Here is a 22,200-nt window from a genome sequence, read left to right as displayed (position 1 = left end):
CGTCACATGTTGTGACAGATAGTCTCTGCCAAAAAGAAATTATATTGCCAAAATAACATTTCAAGCAAAACTTTATTGCTGGATGAAGAATACTTTAGTGTACCAAAACCACCGGGATTTCTGACCTGTCTACAACAACCTGAGTATTGCCCCCAAAGAGCGTTTCGCGTTCGTGGTTTTGGCCATAAGCGCCCATGATCAACAGGCTGGCACCCAGCTCTGCTGTGATCTTCGGAAGCGCCTCGCCCGGATTGCGCGCCTCAAATCTGTGGGCGCCTGCGTCGACCCCCCGCAGGCGGTAGTATTCGATCAGCTCATCTGCCGTCGTGCCATGTGGTTCGCCCTTACCGCCCGACAGAATCGTCAGCGATCTGGCCGCCCGGGCGATGTCCAGCGTCATGGCGACGGCGCGCGATGCTTCCAATGACCCGTTCCATGCAATGGTGACATGCGCCCCGAAATCCGGCGCCACATCGCCGCTGCTTGGACACATCAGCACCGGCCGCCCGGTCTGGTACAGGGCGGACTGCAGCGAGTTTGTGCCGATGTTGCGGTCCCTGTCGGGCTTGGCCACCGCAACCAGATCTGCCAGCCGCCCGGTCCGTTTGATCACATCCGCCATCTGGCCAAAGTCCTCGACAAACTCAACCGAAGCGGTGCCGGGGTGCGGCCGCTCCGTTTCTTCAATGTCGAGCGACGCCATGAACTGATGCAATTGCGCCCGGAGATCCTGTTCTTCCTGGTTGGCCAGTTCTTCTGACTGCGCGACCATTGTTGCCCGCGCAAACGATGGCAAAGCCCGGCTGTAGGGCCGCATGTCCTCGGCTCGCTTGCGGCAATGAGCCACAACAATATGGGCGCCGTGATGCTTGGCCAAGGCAGACGCATGCCCGAGCACGGTCTGTGTCATACCATCTCCCCGAACCGGTACGATGATCTTTCTCAGCATTGGTTTTCCTCCCTCAGTGTGCCCGCAGACGATGCTTTGTCTGCACACTCCAGCGGTCGAAGCTGCCACCCTCCCGTTGCTTGAGATGCGATGGCCGAGCGATCCGCTCTCGATCATGATAGAGCGGATTGTGCGCTTTGCCCGAAAGAAATCTGCCGGTCGGGTCCGGTTTTCAGGCCCGTTTTCACTGGCAGAGGGCATCGCCGCTGCCGGTTGCCATGCCCCAATGCACAAAATGTAGTCGAGGTGTCTCAACATCGCCCGTGCCACCGGTTTGGCATTGACAGCATTGGCGCTGTTGTATCGAATACCAATCTCACATTGGTTCGCGCTCTCGGGCGTTCTCTGTCGCAGGGCTACGTCGTGTCAAAAGATGCACAAGATCATCAGACCGGCTCGCATGGGCCATCTGATCTCTGCGCGATGGAACTGTCCAACCTGGTTCTCCGCTTTCGAGGGCAGCCAAACGACGTTGTGGATCACGTCTCTCTCGCGGCCAAATCAGGTGAGGTGCTCTGCGTTGTTGGTGAATCCGGCTGTGGCAAGAGCGTCACGGCAATGGCGCTCATGGGGCTGCTTCCGCCAGATTCTTCCTTGATTTCATCAGGAAACCTCAGAATTGGCGGAGAGACCTTCGACCTGACACGCGACGTCGTGCCACGCGCCATGCGCGGCAATCGCATCGCCATGATCTTTCAGGAGCCGATGACATCCCTAAATCCGGCCTTCCGCGTCGGCGACCAGATTTGCGAAGCGATCATCCAGCAAGGAGGTGCGACACGCGCCCAGGCGCGTGCCCGGGCCGAAACCATGCTGCGCCGCGTGGGCATTGCCAACCCGGCGCAGCGGCTGCTGGAGTATCCGCACCAATTGTCTGGTGGTATGCGCCAACGGGTCATGATCGCGATGGCCCTGGCCAATGATCCGCAGGTGCTGATCGCGGATGAGCCGACAACCGCGCTCGATGTGACCATCCAGGCGCAAATTCTCGACCTGATCCGGGACCTGCGCGATGACATCGGGATGAGCACCATCATGATCACCCATGATCTTGGTGTCGTCGCCGAAATTGGCGACCGCATAGCGGTGATGTACGGCGGTCAGGTGGTCGAGCAAGGGCCCGTGCGGGAGGTCTTCGACAACCCGCAACACCCCTATACCATTGGTCTGATGAGCGCGATGCCGGGTCTGGAGCGTCCAGGCGCGCGGTTGGCAATTGTCCCGGGAACGGTTCCGACCATCGCGAACATGCCCGAGGGTTGCCGCTTTCGGACCCGGTGCGTTTTCGCAACGGCGGCATGCGCGCGACGTCCCGCTCTTTCGGAGATTGCCGCGCAGCATCAGGTGGCCTGCCACTTTGTCCCTCTTGAGGAAAACATCGAGGTGGCCCGATGAAGCAAGACATCATCCTTGAGGCCATCGATGTTGTCAAACATTTCGGAACGGGTGGCGGGTGGCTGTCCCGATACCCGGTTGTGCAGGCGGTTGATGGGGTGTCGCTTGAGGTGCGGCGCGGAGAGACCTTCGCCATTGTGGGTGAGAGCGGCTGTGGAAAATCGACGCTCGCGCGCCTGCTGATGCAGCTGCTGACGCCAACTTCGGGGGATGTGCTGTTCGAGGGGCGGCAGGTCAGTGCGATCAAGGGTCAGGAACTGAGAAGGCTGCGCCGCGACATGCAGTTCATCTTTCAGGATCCGTTTTCCTCGCTCAATCCGAGAATGACAGTTGGCAAGCTTGTCGGCGAGCCGCTGGAAATCCATGCGCCTGACCTGTCCGCGCAGGACCGGCGCGCCAAGGTTGCGGAGCTGCTGCGCCAAGTTGGATTGCGCGCGGAGCATGCGGACAGATATCCGCATGAATTCAGCGGCGGCCAGCGCCAGCGCATTGGCATCGCACGCGCGGTGGCGTCCGGGCCCAAGCTCATCATCGGGGATGAGCCCGTGTCGGCGCTTGATGTCTCGGTGCAGGCGCAGGTGATCAATCTCTTGGGTGATCTGTCGCGCGACCTTGGGCTGACTCTCGTGATCATTGCCCATGATCTCGGGGTGATCCGGCATATGAGCGACCGTGTGGCGGTCATGTATCTGGGCCGGATCGTCGAGGTCGGCACAACCGAGGACGTCTTTGCCGACCCTCAGCACCCTTATACCCAGGCGCTGCTGGCCGCGGTCCCGTCGATGGATGGGGCCGTGACCGATCACAGCGAGACGGTTCATGGCGAAATGCCCAGCCCTTTTGACCCGCCGCAAGGTTGCCGGTTCCACACACGTTGCCCACACGCGCAGGCGCTCTGCAAGACACAGGTGCCAACGCTCAGCACCGGAAAGCGCGCGTCGCACCAGGTTGCATGCCATTTTGCGGAGACGCTGCCAGCGCAGCCCCGCCCCGCAACCGCACCACAAAAATCGAAGACTGCCGAGGCTCGTTTTGCGCTCTATCGCGCGGCGACAGAAGGCGGCGCCATTGCCCACAAAGAAAAACAGGATCGACCATGAACAGAGAGGATTCGAATGTGTCACAGATAAAGAAAGTCATTGCCACCGCGCTGATCAGCGCCACGGCACTCACCGCCAGCCCGGCTTTTGCCAAGGATTTGCGGATTGCCTTGCAGTCGGACGCCGACGTGCTGGACCCTGACCAGTCGCGCACATTTGTGGGGCGGATCGTTTATGCGTCGCTCTGCGACAAGCTGGTCGACATCACACCCGATCTTGAGATCATCCCACAGCTGGCCACGTCGTGGGGCACCTCTGACGATGGCACCGCGATCACGATGCAGCTGCGTGAGGGCGTTGTGTTCCATGATGGCACGCCATTCAATGCGGAGGCCGTGGCCGCCAATATCGAACGGTCGCAGACGCTGGAGACGTCCCGGCGCAAATCGGAGCTGGCCTCGATCACCGGCACCGAAGTGACCGGCGAGTATGAAATCGTGCTGACCCTTGCAGGGCCGGACGCCACTTTGATGGCTCAACTGGCAGACCGGGCTGGCATGATGGTCTCGCCCACTGCTGCCGAAGCTGCCGGAGAAGACTTCGGCTTGAACCCGGTCTGTTCGGGCGCATTCAGCTTCACGGAGCGGGTGGCGCAGGACAAGATTGTTCTGACCAAATTCGACGACTATTGGAACGCCGATGCGATCCATTTTGACAGCGTCACCTTCCTGCCGATCCCGGACACGACGGTGCGTTTGGCGAACCTGCAGGCGGGCGACATCGACATGCTGGAGCGCCTGAATGCAACAGACCTGGCGCAGGCGAACAATGATGCCGATATCGTCGTGGATAGTGCCGTGTCGCTTGGCTATCAGGCCATCACCTTCAACATCGGCAACGGTGCGCGTGGCGACAACCCCTGGGGCAATGACAAGCGTTTACGTCAGGCTCTGAGCTATGCGGTTGATCGCGAGGCCTTGAACCAGGTGGTCTTCGAGGGGGCATTTGCACCCGGCAACCAGCCCTTCCCATCAACATCGCCGTGGTACAACCAGTCACTGCCTTTGGAGGCCCGTGACATCGACAAGGCCAAGGCCCTGTTGGCTGAGGCGGGCTTTCCTGCCGGGCTGGAACTGGAGGTTCAGGTGCCCAATTCCACCGAGCCGCTTGCCGTGATGCAGGTTGTGCAGGCCATGGCCGCCGAGGCCGGGATCGACATCAAGCTGACCTCCAAGGAATTTGCCACGTTGCTGGCGGACCAATCCGCAGGCGACTACACTGCGAGCCAGATTGGGTGGTCGGGCCGTGTGGACCCGGATGGCAACAACCACCAGTTCGTGACGACAGATGGCGGGATCAACGACTCCAAATATTCCAACCCGAAGATGGACGAGTTGATGGATGCCGCGCGCGTGGCGGGCAGCACGGAAGAGCGCAAGGCGCTTTACGATGAGGCCATGACGATCCTGCTGGACGATCTGAATCGCGTGTTCCTGTATCACGTCAACTGGATCTGGGCTTACAGCAATAAGATGAAGGGCTTCACCGCTTATCCCGATGGCATGATCCGCCTCGAAAACGTGACCTGGGAAGAGTGATCTTTCCTGCCCGTGCCGCCTGTCAGGGTGGCGCGGGCCTTTGCTGTTGAGGCTGTGACATGCTGGCGTTCCTGCTGCGACGTATCCTGATTGCCATTCCGACGGTTGTGATCATCTCGATCATGGTCTTCGGGCTGCAACACCTGCTGCCCGGTGATCCGCTCTTGGTGTTGGCAGGGGAAGAGCGCGATCCAGCGGTGTTGGAAGCGTTGCGCGAAAAGTACCGCCTAAACGATCCGATCCCCGTGCAATATCTAGCCTGGGTCGGCAATGCTCTGCAGGGGGATCTGGGCGTGTCCCTGCGGACCAATCAGCCCGTCACAGAGCTGATGGCGCAAAAGCTGCCGGTGACCATTCAACTGGCCTTGATGTCGATGGTCTTTGCCCTCGTGATCGGCATTCCGGCAGGCATCCTGTCGGCGGTCAAGAAAGGCACGGCGACGGATTATGTCGCCAATGTCGTGGCCCTGTCAGGACTGTCCATTCCGAACTTCTGGCTGGGAATCATGCTCATCCTGCTTGTCTCGGTGAAATGGCAGCTGCTGCCCGCCTCTGGCTATGTGCCGCCGTCGGAGGATCTCTGGCAGTCGATCCGCACGATGCTGATGCCGTCCTTTGTGCTGGGCACGGCGTTGGCCGCAACCCTGATGCGGCATACACGGTCTTCGATGATCGGCGTACTGAGCGCGGACTACGTGCGGACCGCCCGCGCCAAAGGGTTGGCCGAACGCGTTGTCATCCTCAAACACGCGCTGCGCAATGCGCTGACGCCCATCGTAACGCTGACCGCGCTGTTGTTCGGGGAGCTGGTGGCGGGTGCCGTGCTGACCGAACAGATCTTTACCATTCCCGGCTTTGGCAAGCTGGTCGTCGATGCCGTCTTCAACCGCGACTATGCGGTGGTGCAGGGCATCGTGCTGGTCACGGCTGTGGGCTTCATCGTCATGAACCTCTTTGCGGATGCGATGTATTTCGTTCTCAACCCGCGCCTCAGGGGAAGCTAATATGACCCGGACCGCAACCCAGGCGCCCGCATCAAATGACCCCGTTCTGGAGGCCCGCGCCGAAAACCGCGTGTGGAAGAAATTCCGCAGCCACAAGAGCGCGATGCTCGGCGGCGCGCTGGTGGTGTTCTTTATCCTGATCGCGCTGGCCGCCCCGCTGCTGCCGATCCCGGACCCGGCCGCAACCGATTGGAGCGCCGTGCGCAAGGCACCCAGTTGGGCGCACTGGATGGGCACCGACGAGATTGGCCGCGATGTCATGTCCCGGCTGATCTGGGGGGCGCAGGCGTCCCTGGCCGCGGGTGTCGTCTCTGTCGGGATCGCCGTGCTTTTTGGTGTGCCTCTGGGCATTCTGGCCGGATACTTCGGCGGCTGGACCGACGCGGTCATCTCGCGCTGCACCGAAGCGTTGCTGGCCGTGCCCTTCCTCATCCTTGCCATTGCACTGGCAGCCTTCCTGGGGCCGTCGCTGACCAATGCCATGATCGCCATCGGCATTTCGGCCACACCGATCTTTGTGCGTCTCACACGCGGGCAGGTCCTGAGTATCAGGCAAGAGAACTACATTGAAAGCGCGCTCGCCGTTGGGTTGCCAACGCCCAAGATCCTGTCGCGCTACGTCCTGCCGAACGTGCTGCCGCCCATTCTGGTGCAATCAACACTGACCATTGCCACAGCGATCATCGCAGAGGCGTCGCTGTCGTTTCTGGGGCTTGGTCAACAGCCGCCCGCGCCAAGCTGGGGCTCCATGCTGAACACCGCCAAGAACTTCCTCAATCAGGCCCCCTGGATGGCGATGTGGCCGGGGGTGTCGATCTTCTTTGTCGTGCTTGGGTTCAACCTTTTGGGTGACGGCCTGCGCGATGCGCTTGATCCGCGCGATCATTAATCTGGAGGCTCCATGTCCGATTTCACCACTCGCCCCGAGATCAGAGGCACCTTTGGCGTCGTGACCTCGACCCATTGGATTGCATCAGCGGTGGGGATGAGCATTCTTGAAAAAGGCGGCAATGCCTTCGACGCGGCGGTCGCAGCTGCCTTGACGCTGCAGGTGGTCGAGCCGCATCTGAACGGGCCGGCAGGGGACATGCCCGCGCTTTTCTACTCTGCCAAAACCGGCGAAGTCCAAGTCCTCTGTGCACAGGGCGTAGCACCCGAGGCCGCAACGGTGGAGCATTATACCCAGCAGGGGCTGATATTGATCCCCGGCTCCGGGCTGCTGGCCACGGTCGTGCCCGGCGCCTTTGACGGCTGGATGCTGATGCTGCGCGATCACGGGACAATGCGCCTGCGCGAGGTCATGCAACCGGCCATCGACTACGCCAGCAACGGGCATCCGGTTCTGCCGCGCGTGGCCAACACCATCGCAGGCCTACAGGAGTTTTTCGAATACGAGTGGCCCACGTCCGCCGCGGTCTGGACACCTGATGGTCGCGCGCCAGACCCCCACGCGCTCGTTAAGAACCCTGATCTGGCGGCGACCTATGATCGCTTGGCCGCGTCTCCCGGCGACACACGCGAAGAGCAGATCGACGCAGCACGCCATGAATGGCGCGCCGGTTTCGTTGCGGAGGCGATTTTCGACTACCTCGGGGACGCGCATGTCATGGACGTGTCAGAGGCCAAACATTCCGCCGTTCTCGCGCCATCAGATATGGCCGACTGGCGCGCGACCTACGAGGCGCCGCTCAGCTATGACTACCACAGCTGGAGGGTTTACAAGACGCAGGCCTGGTCGCAGGGGCCCGTTCTTTTGCAAACGCTGGCGCTGTTGAAAGGGATCGGTCTGGGCGCAATGGACCCAAACGGGGTCGAATTCGTGCACACGGTGATTGAAGCGATGAAGCTCGCCTACGCTGATCGGGAGGCCTACTACGGTGACCCGGACTTCAGCGAAATCCCGATGGATGTGCTGTTGAGCGAAGACTACAACGCCGAACGCCGCAAGCTGATCTGCGCTGAGGCCTCAATGGAGCAGCGCCCCGGACGGGTGCCGGGGTTCGAGGCCCAGGCCGACGCCTATATCGAACGCGCGCAACTAGACTTCGACGTTGGCCATGTGGCCGCGCAGGAACCGACCATGTCGCATCTGACCGAGAAACGCGGCGATACGGTGCATCTCGATGTCATCGACCGCTGGGGCAACATGGTGGCCGCAACACCGTCCGGCGGCTGGCTGCAAAGCAACCCGGTCATCCCGGGGCTTGGCTTTGCGCTGAACTCACGCGCCCAGATGTACTGGTTGGAAGACAATCTGCCGACATCGCTGATCCCAAAAAGCCGCCCACGCACGACCCTCAGCCCAAGTTACGCGGAGAAGGATGGGGTGCAACTGGTGTTCGGCACGCCCGGGGGCGACCAGCAAGACCAGTGGCAGCTCATCTGGTTCCTGCGGTTTGTGCATTTTGGCATGGGGCTGCAGGAGTGTATGGACCAGCCGCTGTTCCATTCTATGCATTTTCAGGGGTCGTTCTTCCCCAGAGAGGTCAAACCAGGTGAAATGATGATCGAACCCGATGTCGGCGATGCCGTGATCAAAGACCTGCGCGCACGTGGGCACAAGGTGACGGTTGCAGACCCCTGGACGGTGGGGCGCCTCACAGCGGCTCTGCGCGAACCGGATGGGACACTGCGCGCCGCAGCCACCCCTCGACTGATGCAAGCCTATGCGGTGGGCCGATGACGTTTTCCCTGATTGCAAAAGACCGCGATGGCAGCATCGGTCTGATTGTCGCCAGCAAATTCTTTGCCTGTGGCTCTGTCGTTCCTTTCGTCTCCGACAAGGTTGCGGTCGCCAGTCAGGCGTTCTGTAACCCCGTCTGGGGCACCGAAGGCCGCGCACGCATGATGGCAGGCGAAACGGCCGAAGCCGTCCTCAATGATCTGGTTGCCCGGGATGAAGGGCGCGCCATCCGGCAGGCGCATCTGATGGACCTGCATGGCGGATTTGCTGCGCACACGGGACCCGATTGCGTCGACTGGGCGGGTCATCTGATCCGAGACGATCATTCCGTTGCTGGCAACATGCTGGCAGGCGCAGAGGTTCTTGAGGCTACGTCCCAAGCTTATGCCAACGGCACAGATCTTCCCTTTGCCGCGCGCCTGCTCACTGCAATGCAAGCGGGTGAGGCGGCTGGCGGGGACAAGCGTGGCCGGCAGGCTGCAGGGCTGGTGATCCATTGTGGGCAGGCGCATCCCTGGCTCGATCTGCGCGCCGATGATCACGCCGACCCCTTGGGCGAGCTGGCCCGCCTGTGGGACGTCGCTCAAGAACGATACGTGCACTTCGCCAAAGGAATGCCAAGCGCGGAGCGGTTTTCCGGCTTTCCAACACGCGACGAGATCGATGCAGATATCGCGCGCGCTGAAGCAAAGCGAAAAGCCGCTGGCCGCCCAAGTCGGTCACATGCGGTGGAGTTTGAATAGTGCAAGAGACCAGCCATAAAGCAGTCTGGAGGCCTCTGTGGATACAAAAACTGAAATGACCGTCGTGCCGCCAAAAGGCCTGCCCCAACAGGTGCGCGCCCGCTTGCTTGATCTGATCAAATCCGGAGATCTTGGGCCCGAAGGCAAACTGCCCACGGAGCGGGCCTTGGCAGACAAGTTCGGCGTAGGTCGGCGCTTTGTGCGACAAGCGCTCGATGCGCTTGAAGCGGAGGGTCTTGTCTGGCGCAAGCAGGGCAAGGGCACCTTCGTCGGCCAGCCGGCCGACCCGATGGGTGATCTCGCCGCCAAGATCACCGGCGAAACCAATGCACTGGAAGTGATGGAAGCACGACTTTGCATCGAACCGGAACTTGCAGCCCTATGCGCGGAGCGCGCGCTTCCCGAGGAAGTGGCACGGCTGCGGATGTTGGCGCAGCGGCAATGGGAGGCAACTGATGCTCAGGCCATGGAGCTTTGGGATGGGTCCTTACATCGGCTGATTGCGCAGTGCGCGCGCAACCGCCCTCTGCTGACCGCCTATGCGATGTTGGACAAGATCAGATCCAACCCGGCCTGGGTGCGCCTTCGGGCCAAGAGCCGGACGGGAACCTCCTTAAAGGTGACCCACAGCGAGCATACCGCAATCATCGACGCCATCGCGGCGGGCCATGCAGATGCTGCCCGGATTGCAATGCACGACCATCTTGAGACCCGGTTCGCGGCGTTGCAGGATGAATTGGCAGCGCAACAGGTACGTTGAGCACGTACGGTCAAATCATCGAATTTGACGGCAATGAGCTTTTGCTGACCCAGCATTGGCTGCTAGGGCGTGGTAAACCGTCGCGCAGGATCACGCGCTGGCAGTAAGGGATGAACCAGATGAGCATTCGTATCGGAATTGTCGGGATCAGCGGCTTTGGCGGGGGTGAGGCGTTGCGCCTGATCGCGGGTCATCCGTCGTTTGAGTTGGTCTATGCCGCAGGCGAAGGCAGTGCTGGAAGCAAGCTGATCGACCACTTTCCGGGTCTGCCAGAGCCGCTGGCGGAGCTGGTCATCGAGACGTGGTCGCCTGAGACTCTGCCCGCCATCGACCTGCTCTTTGCATCGCTGCCGACCGGCACATCAGCAGAGGCGCTGGCGCGTGTTCCGAACCATGTGAAGATCGTCGATATCGGCGGAGACCACCGCTATGCTGACGGATGGGCCTACGGTCTTGCGGATGTCTGGCCAGAGCTGATCCGCGGACAATCCCGTGTTGCCAACCCCGGTTGTTTTCCAGCTGCATCGCAGCTTGCATTGGCCCCCTTGTTGGCAAACAATCTGATTGAGCCCGCGAATATTGTCATTGACGCCAAAACTGGTATTTCCGGTGCGGGTCGCGGCGGCGGGGGCGGGTTCGCCTATGCCGCCAGCAACGAAAACCTTGTGCCCTACGGCCTCTTGCAACATGTCCACATGCCCGAGATGGTCACCACAATAGAACGACTGAGTGGTGGGCCCGCCACCGGGCTTGTTTTCACACCGCATCTGGTGCCCATGACGCGCGGCATTCTTGTCACTCTGTATTGCCGTGGCACTACGACGACGCATGCCTGTCTGGATGCGGCACGGTCTTATTATGCGCAAAGCACCTTCGTCCGCGTCACCGACAACCCCCCGCAGACCAAATGGGCCAGCGGATCAAACCTCGCTTTTGTCAGCTACGCGGCCGACCCCGCCCGCAATCTGGTCATCGCGTTGGGTGTGGTGGATAATCTCGGAAAAGGGGCCGCAGGCCAGGCGGTGCAGAATGCGAACCTTATGTGCGGCCTGTCAGAGACGGACGGTTTGCAGAGCATGCCGATCTGGCCGTGACCTCCGCGATGGATTGGCACCTGCGCAGATATAAGGACAAAACATATGATTGATATTCTATCCCTTGGGGTATTTGCCCTGGCACTTATTCTCAATGCCGGGACGCCCGGGCCGAGCATCGCAGCGCTTGTGTCGCGCGTCATTTCAAACGGATGGCAGGATGTACTGCCCTTCGTTGCAGCTATGTGGCTCGGCGAGGTGATTTGGCTGACCCTCGCAATGGTCGGCCTGTCCGCCCTGGCAGAGACCTTCCACGGCGCCTTTCTCGTTCTGAAGTATCTTGGTGTGGCCTACCTTTTGTGGCTGGCGTGGAAGATGTGGCACCAACCGGTCGAACAGACGCAGGAACCGCTGCCACGGCGCCGATCGCCTATGTCGATGTTCGCAGCGGGCATGGCCCTCACCTTGGGAAATCCAAAGATCACGATCTTCTATCTCGCGCTGCTTCCGTCCCTGATTGATTTGACAGATGTCACCTTCAGCATGTGGGCCGTTGTAACGATGGTCACGGTTCTGTCTCTTGCCAGCGTTGATTTTGCCTGGATCGCGCTTGCCTCTCGTGCACGGACCTTCCTGCGCACGCCCCGCGCGATACGGGTGGCCAATCGGATTGGAGCGAGTTGCCTGGGCGGGGCGGCGGGGGCCATCGCAACGCGGGGCTGATGGCCCGGTGTGCGCGGTGTCTCGCCGCATGACGAAACCCGGAACTGCGCCGCACATGTGTCAGCCAAAACTGTTTGGCTGGCATCTTTTGTGGAATGTGGTGGGCATTTTGACCCGATGCGCCAAATGCCGCGCAGCCAACCGACAGGCTGCGTCACGCACTATATAATTCAGACCTCAAGCTGTCCCTGACCCAAACCAGACCTCCATCCGGACGCGGACCAAGCGCGCCCGCGCAGACTGGCCAAGATCTTTCCTGCGCCATGGCAAAGGTTAAAAGCCTGACCAGAAAAAGGCACGCGCTTTTGGCCCAACGCACCGCTTTCGGTGTCTGCAAAATGTTATTCTTCCACAGAACGGGCGCTCAGCCGCAAGCCGAGTGGATGACCGCGGGACGGGACCAAGCGGTCAATGGGATTTTGTCAGTTCTGGGACAGGATTGCGGGGATTTGCCCATGACCTCCGGAGGGTACAAGCCGGTGAGTTCATAAACCATACGATCCCGTCAAAGTGGGAAAAATCTTGCCAGAATATCAGTCCGGCTGAAGCAGGTGGAGTGTACAGCATTCAAAAAATTGGATAAATGCCAGACACTGCGCCAAACCTTTTTTTATTTGAGCTCGATTCGGGGCAGTTCGAGCAAGAAAGGAACAGTTGTAATGAGTATTGGTCTTCCAAGCGACGCCAAGCCATTTAAATTCAAGGGAAATGCTCGTGAGTGGTTCGGCATCTGGATCGTAAACCTGTTACTAAGCATTTTGACAATCGGCATATATTCTGCATGGGCGAAGGTGCGTGCAAAAAAGTACTTTTGTAACAACACCTATGTTGAAGGCCGCAATTTTGACTACCACGCCACGGGCAAACAAATTTTGATTGGGCGATTGATCATCATCGCCTTTTTCGTTGTTTTCCAGGTGATTTTGACCACAGCACCCGTCTTGGGGCTGATCCTCGCAGTTGGCCTGATTTTCGCCTACCCTTGGCTCATCGTGCGCTCCATGCAATTCAATGCCCGTATGACAAGCTTCTCGAACGTGCGTTTTGGGTTTGTCGGCACCACAGGTCAGGCGGTCTTGGTCTTCCTGATCTACCCGATATTGATGGCTCTGACGCTCTACACGACCTTTCCGATCTGGGACCGGGCCGTGAAGCGCTTTTCAATCGACAACCACAAATTGGGGCAGGCCCGGTTCAAGTTCGACGCAGGTCTGGGCGCATTCTACAAAGCACTTCTGGCAGCCCTTACCTGGATTCTGGCCGTTGGTGTGATCGGTGTTTTGGTCACCGGGTTCAGTTTTTCAGCGTTCTATATCGCCTTGGACAATGCTGAAAGTGATCCTGGCGTGGCTATTGCCGCAGTCGGACTTATCTATCTGATGTTTTTTGCTGCAATCCTGCCTGCTGCCTTCATCTATCAGGCGCTTGTTCGCAATGAAGTCTACAACACCACGACCCTGGAAGGTGGGCACAGGTTTGCATCCTGCGTTTCTGCACCGCGGCTTTTGTGGCTGGCTATCTCAAACATGGTTGTCGTCGTCTTCACCCTCTTCCTGATGCTGCCCTGGGCGCAGGTCCGGATGGCCAGATATCTGACAAGCCACACTGGCTTGATACCGGGCGACACCCTCGACGAGTTTGTCAATCAGCAACAGGCTGAAGGGTCCGCCGCGGGTGATGCTTATACTGATCTCGAAGGCATTGACGTCGGCTTGCCGGTCTAATCGATGGGGAGCACGTTGCACAGGACGGAGCTGCAAGGCTACGCTTACGCGACGCGCTCCTCCCATCGCCAGAGCGCACGCCTGCTTGCACGCCATGACGATGCGGGCTTGAGGATCGAAATACAAGGTGATGGCAAGGCCGTCATCGGCGGCGCCTATCTCTCCCAGGTGACAATCGACCCCCCTCTCGGCCGATCCCCGCGAAAGCTAACGCTGCCCGATGGAACCGTTTTCGAGACGGACGACCACGAGGGCATCAAGCAGTTGACCGGGCGCACACATGGCACGGTCCTGCATGACATCGAGGCGTTCAGGCCCCGTTTATTCGGGGTCATCGCCCTTTGTTTGGCGGCGACTTGGGTGCTTTGGCGGTATGGGCTTGATATCATGGTCGCGGTGGCCATTGCCTTCACGCCCGCAATCTTGGTTGAACAGATCGACAACGGAACGTTGAAGACAATGGACTTTGCAATGGCAAAGCCATCGGAACTGAGCGACGGGGACAAGGCGGAAGTCACTCAAATTTACCGAAAACTGTTGGCCTCCCTACCGGAAGCTGAGCGGGAAAAGCACAGTTTTGATTTGCAGTTTAGAAACATGCCGGGCGTGGGGCCAAACGCCTTTGCACTGCCGGGTGGGACCATGGTGATGACCGATGCCCTGGCGGAGACCTTCTCAGACCCGGATGTGATTGCCGGAGTTCTCGGCCATGAGATTGGGCATGTGGTTGAGGAGCACGGGCTCAAGCGGCTCTACCGTTCGTTGAGCCTCTATGTTCTCATTGCATTCTTGGCAGGAGATACAGGGCCAATTTTGGAAGACGTCATTCTTGAAGGGAACCTGCTGCTTTCCCTATCCTTCAGCCGTGCGCAGGAGACTTCTGCCGACCGATTTGGCCTGGCGCTCGCAAAAGAAGCCGGTTTCAACCCGTCCGGTCTATTGCTGTTCTTTGAGACGTTGCAGAACGCATATGGTGGACGTGAACCCACACAGTGGATGTCTACTCATCCATCGAGTTCGGAGCGGCTAAGAGCGATCGAAGCATTTATTGATACGCTCTGATTAAGAAATATGAAACAGAGGTCGTCCTGGATTGTCGACCGGGTTAGGTGGAGCAGCGTGTCTGAGGTCAGTTGCAGGCCCATGACTTTGCGGGGTGGTGACGGTGCCAACACGATGATCGTCCAGGACGGTGGCATGGATGTCGTGGACGACACCGGTTCCGACGAAGCCGTAACCGTGGGCCTGATGAACACCGACGACACAGGTTACCAGAAGACGGCGGGCGGTCATGCGGGGCAACCAGATCAAAGGCTTTGATGGCGCCACGGGCTCTTCCTTCGATGATGTGTTGAAGGGAGATCATGGTGCCACCGCATTGACCGGCGATCAGGGCAACGACACCAAAATCGCACGTGGCGATGACGACAACGTCGCTGATGGCCCCGGCAACGACCAGATGACCGGTGAAAGCGGTGACGACTTTCTGGGCAGCAACAAGGGCGAAGATACGCTGTCGGGTGGCGGAGGCGCTGACGAATTGTCAGGTGGGTGGGACAACGACCTGCTGTCTAGCGGTGCTGGCGACGACTGGCTGCGCTGCGGTCTCGGCAGTGATATCCTGACCGGTGGCGACGGCGCGGATGTCCTTGTCTTCAAAAACGGGCGGCGGCACCGATACGATCATCGACTTCAACGTCAGGCTCGACCACTTGGACGTTGATGCGCAGTTGCTGGAGAATACGACCACTCAGCACGGTGAGCGTGAGATGGTCCTGTCCTTTCCCGACACCAAACAGCTGGCGCTTGAAGGCGGTGTCACACATGTCATGGTCGAGGCGGTTTCCCAAACAGCCTCGTACCGAGAAAAGAGTTCCACTGGTCCCGTGCTGTGCATCGCGCGGGAGCATCTTGTTTCGAGACGCCAGGTCGGATTTGACCTGTCTGTTTGTATGACTTCTGCATTTTTTGCGCCTCTGTCCAAAAAGACGCAGCGGGGTCAGTTCGTGTTGCTCCAAACACGCCATTGTTCGACCAGGGTTTAGGCTTGGCCCCGACACGCGCGCGGTGCGTCGCTGAATGTCTTTATCGCAACCCGTCCTTACCCTTCACATCCCAGACCTCCAGCCCGCCCATGCGGTTGTGCACACGCCCGCCGCAGGACATAGCGAGGCCAAACACAATCTCGTCCGCCTTTGGCCCATCTGGCAAGCCGACCTCGATGCCGTCGAAATGGCTGCGCACATAGGCGGCGTTGATGTGGCCGAGCGGTATGTCGAGCCTGCTGCCGACCCCACCCCGTTTCATACAGGATGGAACAATGGCATTTGAGTCGTTCAACTGACCGCGCATCGCATAGCCGCCCGGGACGTGCCACAGCGCCGCATGCTCCAGTTCGCCCGCTTCGCCGACGATGGCCCCCTTGCCATAGCCATCGACCTTGTCCTTCCCGCCCAATGCGCTGATCAAACGCGTGCTCATCAATGCGCCAAGGGGTTTCAGGTCGTCCATCGCGGGTTGCAGATCCGCTTGATATCGGCCCGCAAAAGGGTTGCTGACACACGCGATGATCGCCCCCAGCATCCTTGGATGCTCCGGCTTTGGACCACCGTCATGATGCACCTCTTCGACGATCAACTGCATCTTGCGTAGGACAAATTCAGGCATGCGTGTAGGCTCCTAGTGTGGGGGCTTGGACGGTCTCGGTCTGACCCTGGAGAGAGATGACAACGTCGAGGACTTGGTCGGCTTTGATCAATTGCTCTGCTAAGCGGCGCCCATTCTGTAGCGCTTGATGAACATCGGTTGCGGACAGGGCAGCAACATCCGTAGTCACAAGGCGATTGCCCAAATCGCTGTCTGGGCTGAGCTCTGAGGCTGGTTTGCGCGTCACTCCGGGATGGCCCGGCAGATCCACCGCATTGGCAATCAGGGTTGCTGCGACATCTGCTGCAGCGGCTGAGCGGGCCAGCACTGTCACAGCATCGGCAATGCCGCGCGAATGGCTGCGCCCGCGCCAGCCAGACGTGGCGATGCCGCGCACGGCGTCACCGGTGTTCACGGTGATCTCGCCCGCAGGCCCAAGCACAGCAAAGCTTGCCCGCCCCGTCAGATGCAGGGCGATGTCACCGCCATTGTTGACATAGGCCTTTGGCGGCTCGTGATGACGCAGCATCGCCGCCAGGACCTCATCTGCCACAGCCCCCGCGACGGCGGCCATCGGTGTGACAAAAACGTCATGATAAGGCTGCACCGCTCGGCCCATACGATCTGCAATCGGATTGGCAAAATGGCTGTTCGCGATCAACGGCCGTCGCAGGTCCGCCAATTCAGAGACCAGACCCTGCAGCACAGTTTGAAACCTATCCGTGGCGGCCCGGAAACAGCTTCGCCGCTCTGGCCCCTCAACCCCGATGATCAGATCGATCGGCCCGTGATGCAGATGCAAACGATCTCCGGGCAGTAGGGTGGCTTGTGGCCCCATGCTCATTCCGCACCACCGACAATGCGAGCCGCGGCACCGTATTCGCCGCCTGTCTCCAACACATCATCCAGCTCACGGATCTTCGCCGCATGCCCGCCCAGTGCCTCATAGTCGGCGCGCAGCACGGTGAATTCCAACGGGGCCACCAGCGCCGGTGTGGGCACATAGCCAAAGGCGCCATCAGGCACCTCTGTGACGTCGACCATGACAGTGATCCCGCCGCCGGGCCACCGGTAAACCGGGGCGCCGCCAATGGTAACGGTTGTCCGTGCCGCCTGCACGGATTCCGTCAGCCGGATCGGGTTTTGCGTCACGCCAGAGCGGAGCGACCCGCCCGCACCCCCCATGAACAGCACAGTACACAGGGCCGGTTCGCAGTTCTGTGCGATCAGATCAACAGAAGGTTGCAGCACCTCTGGCATCGGCTGCGCCACAGGCTCCAGTGCGTCGTTGAGCACGTAGTAGGCCGCGTGTTCGCCGGTGGTTGAGACCATAAGCAGGCTGAGGCCCGGTCGCGCCCCTTTCTCCGCCCGCCACGGCCCGAGGATGGTCAGTGGGTCATCGATATCGGTGCCGCCCCAACCCTGGCCCGGCCCCGCGACCTTGAAATAGCGGCCCGGTGTGGACCGATGACCCAGAATGCGGATGCCCGTCGCGGGCCAATCAATCACCTTGCCCGCCTGATGCTCCGAGACAACGCCGGTGATGTGGTCATCCACCACGACGACCTCATCCACCAGACCCTGCCACTGCGAGGCAAACATTCCGATGGTGGCAGACCCGCAGCCGACGCGCATCCGATCCTCGCGCACACCATCGACGATGGGGGGCTGCCCGGCTTGCACAATCACGGTGCATCCGCCGTCGACGCTCAGCTCGACCGCGTCCTTGTTGCACAGTCGCAAAAGCGCATCGCAGGTCTTGCGCCCCTCGGCCTTGCTGCCGCCCGTCAGGTGGTCAACGCCCCCCAATGACAGCATCTGCGAGCCGTATTCAGAGGTCATCACATGTCCGATGACCTCGCCCTCGGCGCGGACCGGCGCAGCCTCGGCCCCCAGATGCCGGTCGGTGTCGATCTTCACCTTGACGCCGCAGTAGGAAAAGATGGCTTCGGTCACGACGGTCACACAGTCAAACCCGTCTATGTCACGGCTGACGATGAAGGGCGCCGGCTTGTAGTCGGGATAGGTCGTGCCTGCACCGATGGCAGAGACGACAACCTCATCGCCTGTTGCGGTCTGCCCGTCCCAGTCTGCGGCCAGAAACGGCTTGATTTCATCACCTTTTGCCATGCGCCGGTCCAGCAGTGTCAGCGGATCGCTGCGGATGATCTTGCCGCCTGCGTTGGCATAGCGGTCACAGGCCCCGGTCTTGCCGTCGGCGATGTAACACATCACCGGGCAGGCGTCGCAGCGGATCTTCTCAGGCGCGGTCATCGGGCGGCTTTCATGGCCGCCAGCACCCGGTGGGGCAGAGCGGGCACTTTGGTGATCTTCGCCCCGCAGGCGTCGCGGATCGCGTTAAGGATCGCGGGCGCCGTGGGGATCAGAACATGTTCTCCCAGACCTTTCGCGCCCATTGGCCCCTCTGGATCAGGCTTTTCGATCAGCAGAGAGGTTACCGGGGGCATGTCGCCTATAGTCGGGATCAGATAGTTGTGCAGGTCTTCGGTCTGGCCGGGGATGTATTCCTCCATCAATGCCAGACCCAGGCCCTGGGCGATGCCGCCCTCGATCTGCCCTTCGGCCAAGAGCGGATTGATGGCCCGGCCCACATCATGAGCTGCTGTGATGTGCAGCACTTTGGTGGTGCCGAGTTTCAGGTCGACCTCGACCTCTGCAATCTGCGCGCCGTAGCCGTAGACAGCATAAGGCGTGCCCTGACCGTTTTCATCCAATGCGGTGGTCGGCGGATCATAGGTTTCTTCGGCGCAGAGAACATAGCCATGCGCGTCCACCGGCAGGGCTGTCAGATCGATACTGCGGTGGGTGCCGTCTTGACGGGCTGTCAGGGTGCCGGCGCCAAGCTCCAGCCCGGTCAGATCGCTCAGGTTTGTCAGGCGCAGGATGGCGGCGCGCAAGGTCTGGCCCGCTGCCTCGGCTGCGCGGCCGGTGATGAAGGTCTGGCGCGAAGCAGAGGTTTTCCCGCAGTCCGGTGTCAGGGCCGTGTCGGGGCCGATCAACTCAACCGCGTCAACGCTGACACCCAAGGCGTCCGCTGCAATTTGTGCGATCACCGTGTTTGACCCCTGACCGATATCCGTCGCCCCCTGATGCAGCCTCAACCGCGCCTGAGCCGTGATGCCAAGGCGGATGGTGGACGGGTTTGACAGGGCAGTATTGCCGCACCCGTACCAGCAGGAGGCCACCCCGATCCCGCGTTTGCGATCTGCATGGCGCGCGTTGAACTCTGCCGCATCCTCTCCGGCGCGGGTCCAATGCGGTGCAAGCGCATCCAGACAGTCGCGCAGGCCCACCGCCTGGAGGACCTGCCCCGATGGTGTCTTGTCTCCATCCGCCAACGCGTTCAGGCGGCGAAACGCCAGCCTGTCCAACCCGCATTTCTCCGCCAGGTCATCATAGAGCAGCTCCTGCGTGATGGCCGCCTGCGGCACGCCAAAGCCGCGAAAGGCTCCAGCCGTTGGGCCATTGGTGTGGATGGCCCGGCTGGTCGCGCGGTAGTTCGGTGTGCGGTATGGGCCCGAGGCATGCACGGGCACGCGTGTTGCCACCGTTGGGCCCCAACTGGCATAAGCGCCAGTGTTGAAATCACCGTGAAACACCATACCCGTCACGCGGCCATCCGCGTCGGCCCCAATGCTGGCCTGCATTGTGCCGGGGTGGCGTTTTGTGCTCGCTTGCATGGACTCGGTGCGGCTGAACACCATATGACAGGGCCGTCCGGTCTTGAGCACCGCAAGCCCAAGAAGCGGCTGCACCGTCAGGTCCAGCTTTGATCCAAACCCGCCGCCCGCCGCCGCTGGGATGATCCGCACCTTGTCTGGGGGCAAACCCAGCACTTTTGCGGTCTCTTCCTGATCCATCACCGGCGCCTGCGTGCAGGCCTGAATGGTCAAGACACCCCCCTCCATCCAGGCCGCCCCCGCTTCGGGTTCGATGTAAGCATGTTCAACGTAAGATGTCTCAAACCGGCCCGACACCACATGAGCGGCGTCCTGCAAGGCGGCATCTGCTGTGCCGCAGGTGACATTGCCGCAGATCAGTGTGTTGTCGGGCCGGTTTTTATGAAGAAGAGCGGCATCGGCGACGGCCCCATCTGCCTCGGTCAAGCTGTGGGGGCGTGGCTTCCAAGACACCGGGAAATCGGAGAGGTCCAGCGCTTCGACCACATCCGGGTCACCGATAACCAAGGCGACGGGTTCGCCGAGATAGCGGATATGGCTTTCGGCTAGGGCAGGTTGGTCGGCCAGCGGCGGGATGACCCCGAAAGCGTTTACGCCTGCGATGTCGCGAGCCGTGATCACGGCATGTACGTCCGGACGCTCAGCCACCCAACCAGCCGTATCGCCGAAGCTGAAATCCGCATGATACATCGGCGCGCGAACCGCCCGGATCAGCAAAGACCCCGGCGCTACATGGTCAGCGCCAAAAATCTCTGATCCATCGACCTTTGGCCGCCCGTCGAGGCGTGGGATGGATTGGCCGACCGCCGCACAATCCTGCGCTGCGCGCAGTCCTGTCGTTTCATTGGCTGCCATGACCGCCTTGATGATCTTGCGATATCCTGTGCAACGGCAGAGGACACCGCCCAAGGCGGCCTGCACCTCTGCCTCATCCGGATGCGGTGCTGCACGCAGCAATTCCATCGCGGCCATCATGATCCCCGGCGTACAGATCCCGCACTGCGCCGCACCGTGGTTGAGGAAGGCATCCTGCAGTCGTTGGGAGAGGTCCGGCTCCGCAGTTTCCAGTGTCTCAATTTCACAGCAGTGCGCCTGAAGGGCCGGCATCAGGCAGGCGCACTGCTGCGCCCCGTCGATCAGCACGGTACACGCCCCGCAATCACCGGCATCGCATCCGATCTTGACACTTTTCAGGTTCAGATCATCTCGCAACACGTCCGATAGGCGGCGGCCAGGATGGCACTGCAGGTGGTGGACTTCGCCGCCGATGGACAATGAGATGTTTTGCGCGCGGTCCTTCATGACACCGCATCAACCGTGCGGCGCAGCAACTCAGCTGCGCCCTCCGTGCGATAGGTGGCATCAGCCCGGATGTCATCGATGGGGGCGATGGCCCGGGCCACAGCTGCATCCGTGACCAGGCTGGCATCGACGGGCTGGCCGATCAACTGCGCCTCAACCTCGGGCAAGCGGGTTGCAACCGGGCCGCAGGACCCCACTGCCAGCGCGGCCTGCGTCACCACGCCGTCCGTCACCACGATCCGGGCCGCTGTCATCGCAACGGAGATCACCAGATACTTTCGCGCGCCCAGTTTCAGGAAATGGCTGCGCCCGTCCATCGACGCCACTGGAATATGGATGGCGCTGACAAGGTCGGTGGGGGCCAGGGCCGTCTGTCGCGGGCCAGTGATGAATGCCGCGAGCGGCAGCGTCTGAACACCCTCGGGGCTGCTGATCTCAACCTGTGCGTCCAACACCAGCAGGGGTGGCACGCCGTCTGCAGCAGGGGAGGCATTGCACAGATTTCCGGCCAACGTGCCTCGGTTCTGAATTTGCATCGCGCCCACCTCGCGCGCCGCCAGCTTCAACCCGTCAAACGCGGCGGGCAAATCCGCCTTGATGATGTCGGTCCAGGTTGTCGTTGCCCCGATGCGCAACCCCTTGTCGGTGCGCGTGATGCCCCGCAGATCTGCAATCCCGGTGATGTCCAGCGTGGGACCATCCAGCACCTTACGCTGCGTGGCTGGAAAGATATCGGTGCACCCTGCCGCCACCTGCCAGCCGCCCGACGCCAGAAGAGAAAGCGCGTCGCTCAGAGTATCCGGGCGTTGATACAGATGTCTGTCCGTCATGGCCGTGCAGATTTGTTCGTATACAAGCAGATGTTGCGGGAGGCCGTGCAAACTGTCAATGCTTTGCT

General features: G+C 60.7%; 21 protein-coding genes. 15 read left to right on the top strand and 6 right to left on the bottom strand.

Annotated elements, in window-relative coordinates; translation table 11 throughout:
• Window positions 1-94 precede the first annotated feature (94 nt).
• A complete protein-coding gene (locus tag So717_RS14430; RefSeq protein WP_238840955.1) occupies window positions 95-910 on the bottom strand; it encodes a universal stress protein in 816 nt (271 codons plus the stop codon).
• 462 nt (window positions 911-1,372) lie between these two features.
• Between So717_RS14430 and So717_RS14425 the strand changes: the two genes are divergently transcribed.
• From So717_RS14425 to So717_RS22320, 15 genes are all read left to right on the top strand, one after another.
• A complete protein-coding gene (locus tag So717_RS14425) occupies window positions 1,373-2,344 on the top strand; it encodes an ABC transporter ATP-binding protein (RefSeq protein ID WP_159978492.1) in 972 nt (323 codons plus the stop codon).
• Entirely contained in the window at window positions 2,341-3,444 is a 1,104-nt protein-coding gene (locus So717_RS14420; RefSeq protein WP_159978490.1) for an ABC transporter ATP-binding protein, read from the top strand. Before So717_RS14425 ends, So717_RS14420 begins: the two co-directional genes overlap by 4 nt.
• Complete coding sequence (locus tag So717_RS14415; RefSeq protein WP_159978488.1) at window positions 3,441-4,982, top strand: ABC transporter substrate-binding protein; 1,542 nt, start codon at window positions 3,441-3,443, stop codon at window positions 4,980-4,982. Before So717_RS14420 ends, So717_RS14415 begins: the two co-directional genes overlap by 4 nt.
• A 59-nt stretch (window positions 4,983-5,041) precedes the next feature.
• Complete coding sequence (locus So717_RS14410) at window positions 5,042-5,986, top strand: ABC transporter permease (protein ID WP_159978486.1); 945 nt, start codon at window positions 5,042-5,044, stop codon at window positions 5,984-5,986.
• A 1-nt stretch (window position 5,987) separates the two neighbouring features.
• Window positions 5,988-6,875 (top strand): ABC transporter permease, encoded by an 888-nt coding sequence (locus tag So717_RS14405; RefSeq protein WP_159978484.1) that lies wholly within the window; start codon window positions 5,988-5,990, stop codon window positions 6,873-6,875.
• Window positions 6,876-6,887: 12 nt separating this feature from the next.
• Window positions 6,888-8,669 carry a gamma-glutamyltransferase family protein gene (locus So717_RS14400; RefSeq protein WP_159978482.1) on the top strand — a complete coding sequence of 594 codons (1,782 nt, stop codon included), beginning with the start codon at window positions 6,888-6,890 and terminating at the stop codon, window positions 8,667-8,669.
• On the top strand, window positions 8,666-9,412 hold the full coding sequence (locus So717_RS14395; RefSeq protein WP_159978480.1) for a DUF1028 domain-containing protein: 747 nt from the start codon (window positions 8,666-8,668) through the stop codon (window positions 9,410-9,412). The genes So717_RS14400 and So717_RS14395 overlap by 4 nt, the downstream gene beginning before the upstream one ends.
• 37 nt (window positions 9,413-9,449) lie before the next feature.
• Window positions 9,450-10,172: a FadR/GntR family transcriptional regulator gene (locus So717_RS14390; RefSeq protein WP_159978478.1), complete on the top strand. Its 723-nt coding sequence runs from the start codon at window positions 9,450-9,452 to the stop codon at window positions 10,170-10,172.
• Between the two features lie 119 nt (window positions 10,173-10,291).
• Window positions 10,292-11,266 (top strand): N-acetyl-gamma-glutamyl-phosphate reductase, encoded by a 975-nt coding sequence (argC, locus tag So717_RS14385; RefSeq protein WP_159978476.1) that lies wholly within the window; start codon window positions 10,292-10,294, stop codon window positions 11,264-11,266.
• 45 nt (window positions 11,267-11,311) lie between these two features.
• Complete coding sequence (locus tag So717_RS14380; RefSeq protein ID WP_238840953.1) at window positions 11,312-11,929, top strand: LysE family translocator; 618 nt, start codon at window positions 11,312-11,314, stop codon at window positions 11,927-11,929.
• Between the two features lie 659 nt (window positions 11,930-12,588).
• On the top strand, window positions 12,589-13,653 hold the full coding sequence (locus tag So717_RS14375) for a YjgN family protein (protein WP_159978474.1): 1,065 nt from the start codon (window positions 12,589-12,591) through the stop codon (window positions 13,651-13,653).
• A 3-nt stretch (window positions 13,654-13,656) separates the two neighbouring features.
• Window positions 13,657-14,715 (top strand): M48 family metallopeptidase, encoded by a 1,059-nt coding sequence (locus So717_RS14370; RefSeq protein WP_159978472.1) that lies wholly within the window; start codon window positions 13,657-13,659, stop codon window positions 14,713-14,715.
• 57 nt (window positions 14,716-14,772) lie between these two features.
• A complete protein-coding gene (locus So717_RS14365) occupies window positions 14,773-14,973 on the top strand; it encodes a hypothetical protein (protein ID WP_159978470.1) in 201 nt (66 codons plus the stop codon).
• A complete protein-coding gene (locus tag So717_RS14360) occupies window positions 14,945-15,376 on the top strand; it encodes a calcium-binding protein (RefSeq protein WP_159978468.1) in 432 nt (143 codons plus the stop codon). Before So717_RS14365 ends, So717_RS14360 begins: the two co-directional genes overlap by 29 nt.
• A complete protein-coding gene (locus So717_RS22320; protein ID WP_238840977.1) occupies window positions 15,297-15,698 on the top strand; it encodes a hypothetical protein in 402 nt (133 codons plus the stop codon). The genes So717_RS14360 and So717_RS22320 overlap by 80 nt, the downstream gene beginning before the upstream one ends.
• 40 nt (window positions 15,699-15,738) lie before the next feature.
• On the opposite strand, the gene So717_RS14355 is transcribed toward So717_RS22320, so the two are convergent.
• From So717_RS14355 to So717_RS14335, 5 genes are read right to left on the bottom strand one after another with little or no spacing between them, the layout of a single operon-like run.
• Window positions 15,739-16,320 carry an amino acid synthesis family protein gene (locus tag So717_RS14355; protein WP_159978466.1) on the bottom strand — a complete coding sequence of 194 codons (582 nt, stop codon included), beginning with the start codon at window positions 16,318-16,320 and terminating at the stop codon, window positions 15,739-15,741.
• On the bottom strand, window positions 16,313-17,137 hold the full coding sequence (locus So717_RS14350) for a UPF0280 family protein (protein ID WP_159978464.1): 825 nt from the start codon (window positions 17,135-17,137) through the stop codon (window positions 16,313-16,315). Before So717_RS14350 ends, So717_RS14355 begins: the two co-directional genes overlap by 8 nt.
• 2 nt (window positions 17,138-17,139) lie before the next feature.
• Window positions 17,140-18,573: a 6-hydroxynicotinate reductase gene (locus So717_RS14345; RefSeq protein WP_159978462.1), complete on the bottom strand. Its 1,434-nt coding sequence runs from the start codon at window positions 18,571-18,573 to the stop codon at window positions 17,140-17,142.
• Complete coding sequence (locus So717_RS14340; protein ID WP_159978460.1) at window positions 18,570-21,302, bottom strand: molybdopterin-dependent oxidoreductase; 2,733 nt, start codon at window positions 21,300-21,302, stop codon at window positions 18,570-18,572. The genes So717_RS14345 and So717_RS14340 overlap by 4 nt, the downstream gene beginning before the upstream one ends.
• Window positions 21,299-22,132, bottom strand: coding sequence for an FAD binding domain-containing protein (locus tag So717_RS14335; RefSeq protein ID WP_159978458.1), 834 nt, complete (start codon window positions 22,130-22,132; stop codon window positions 21,299-21,301). Before So717_RS14335 ends, So717_RS14340 begins: the two co-directional genes overlap by 4 nt.
• Window positions 22,133-22,200: the final 68 nt, after the last annotated feature.

The sequence above is a fragment of the Roseobacter cerasinus genome (assembly GCF_009811755.1).
Lineage (GTDB): Bacteria > Pseudomonadota > Alphaproteobacteria > Rhodobacterales > Rhodobacteraceae > Roseobacter > Roseobacter cerasinus.
This window is presented reverse-complemented; position numbering and strand designations above follow the sequence as displayed.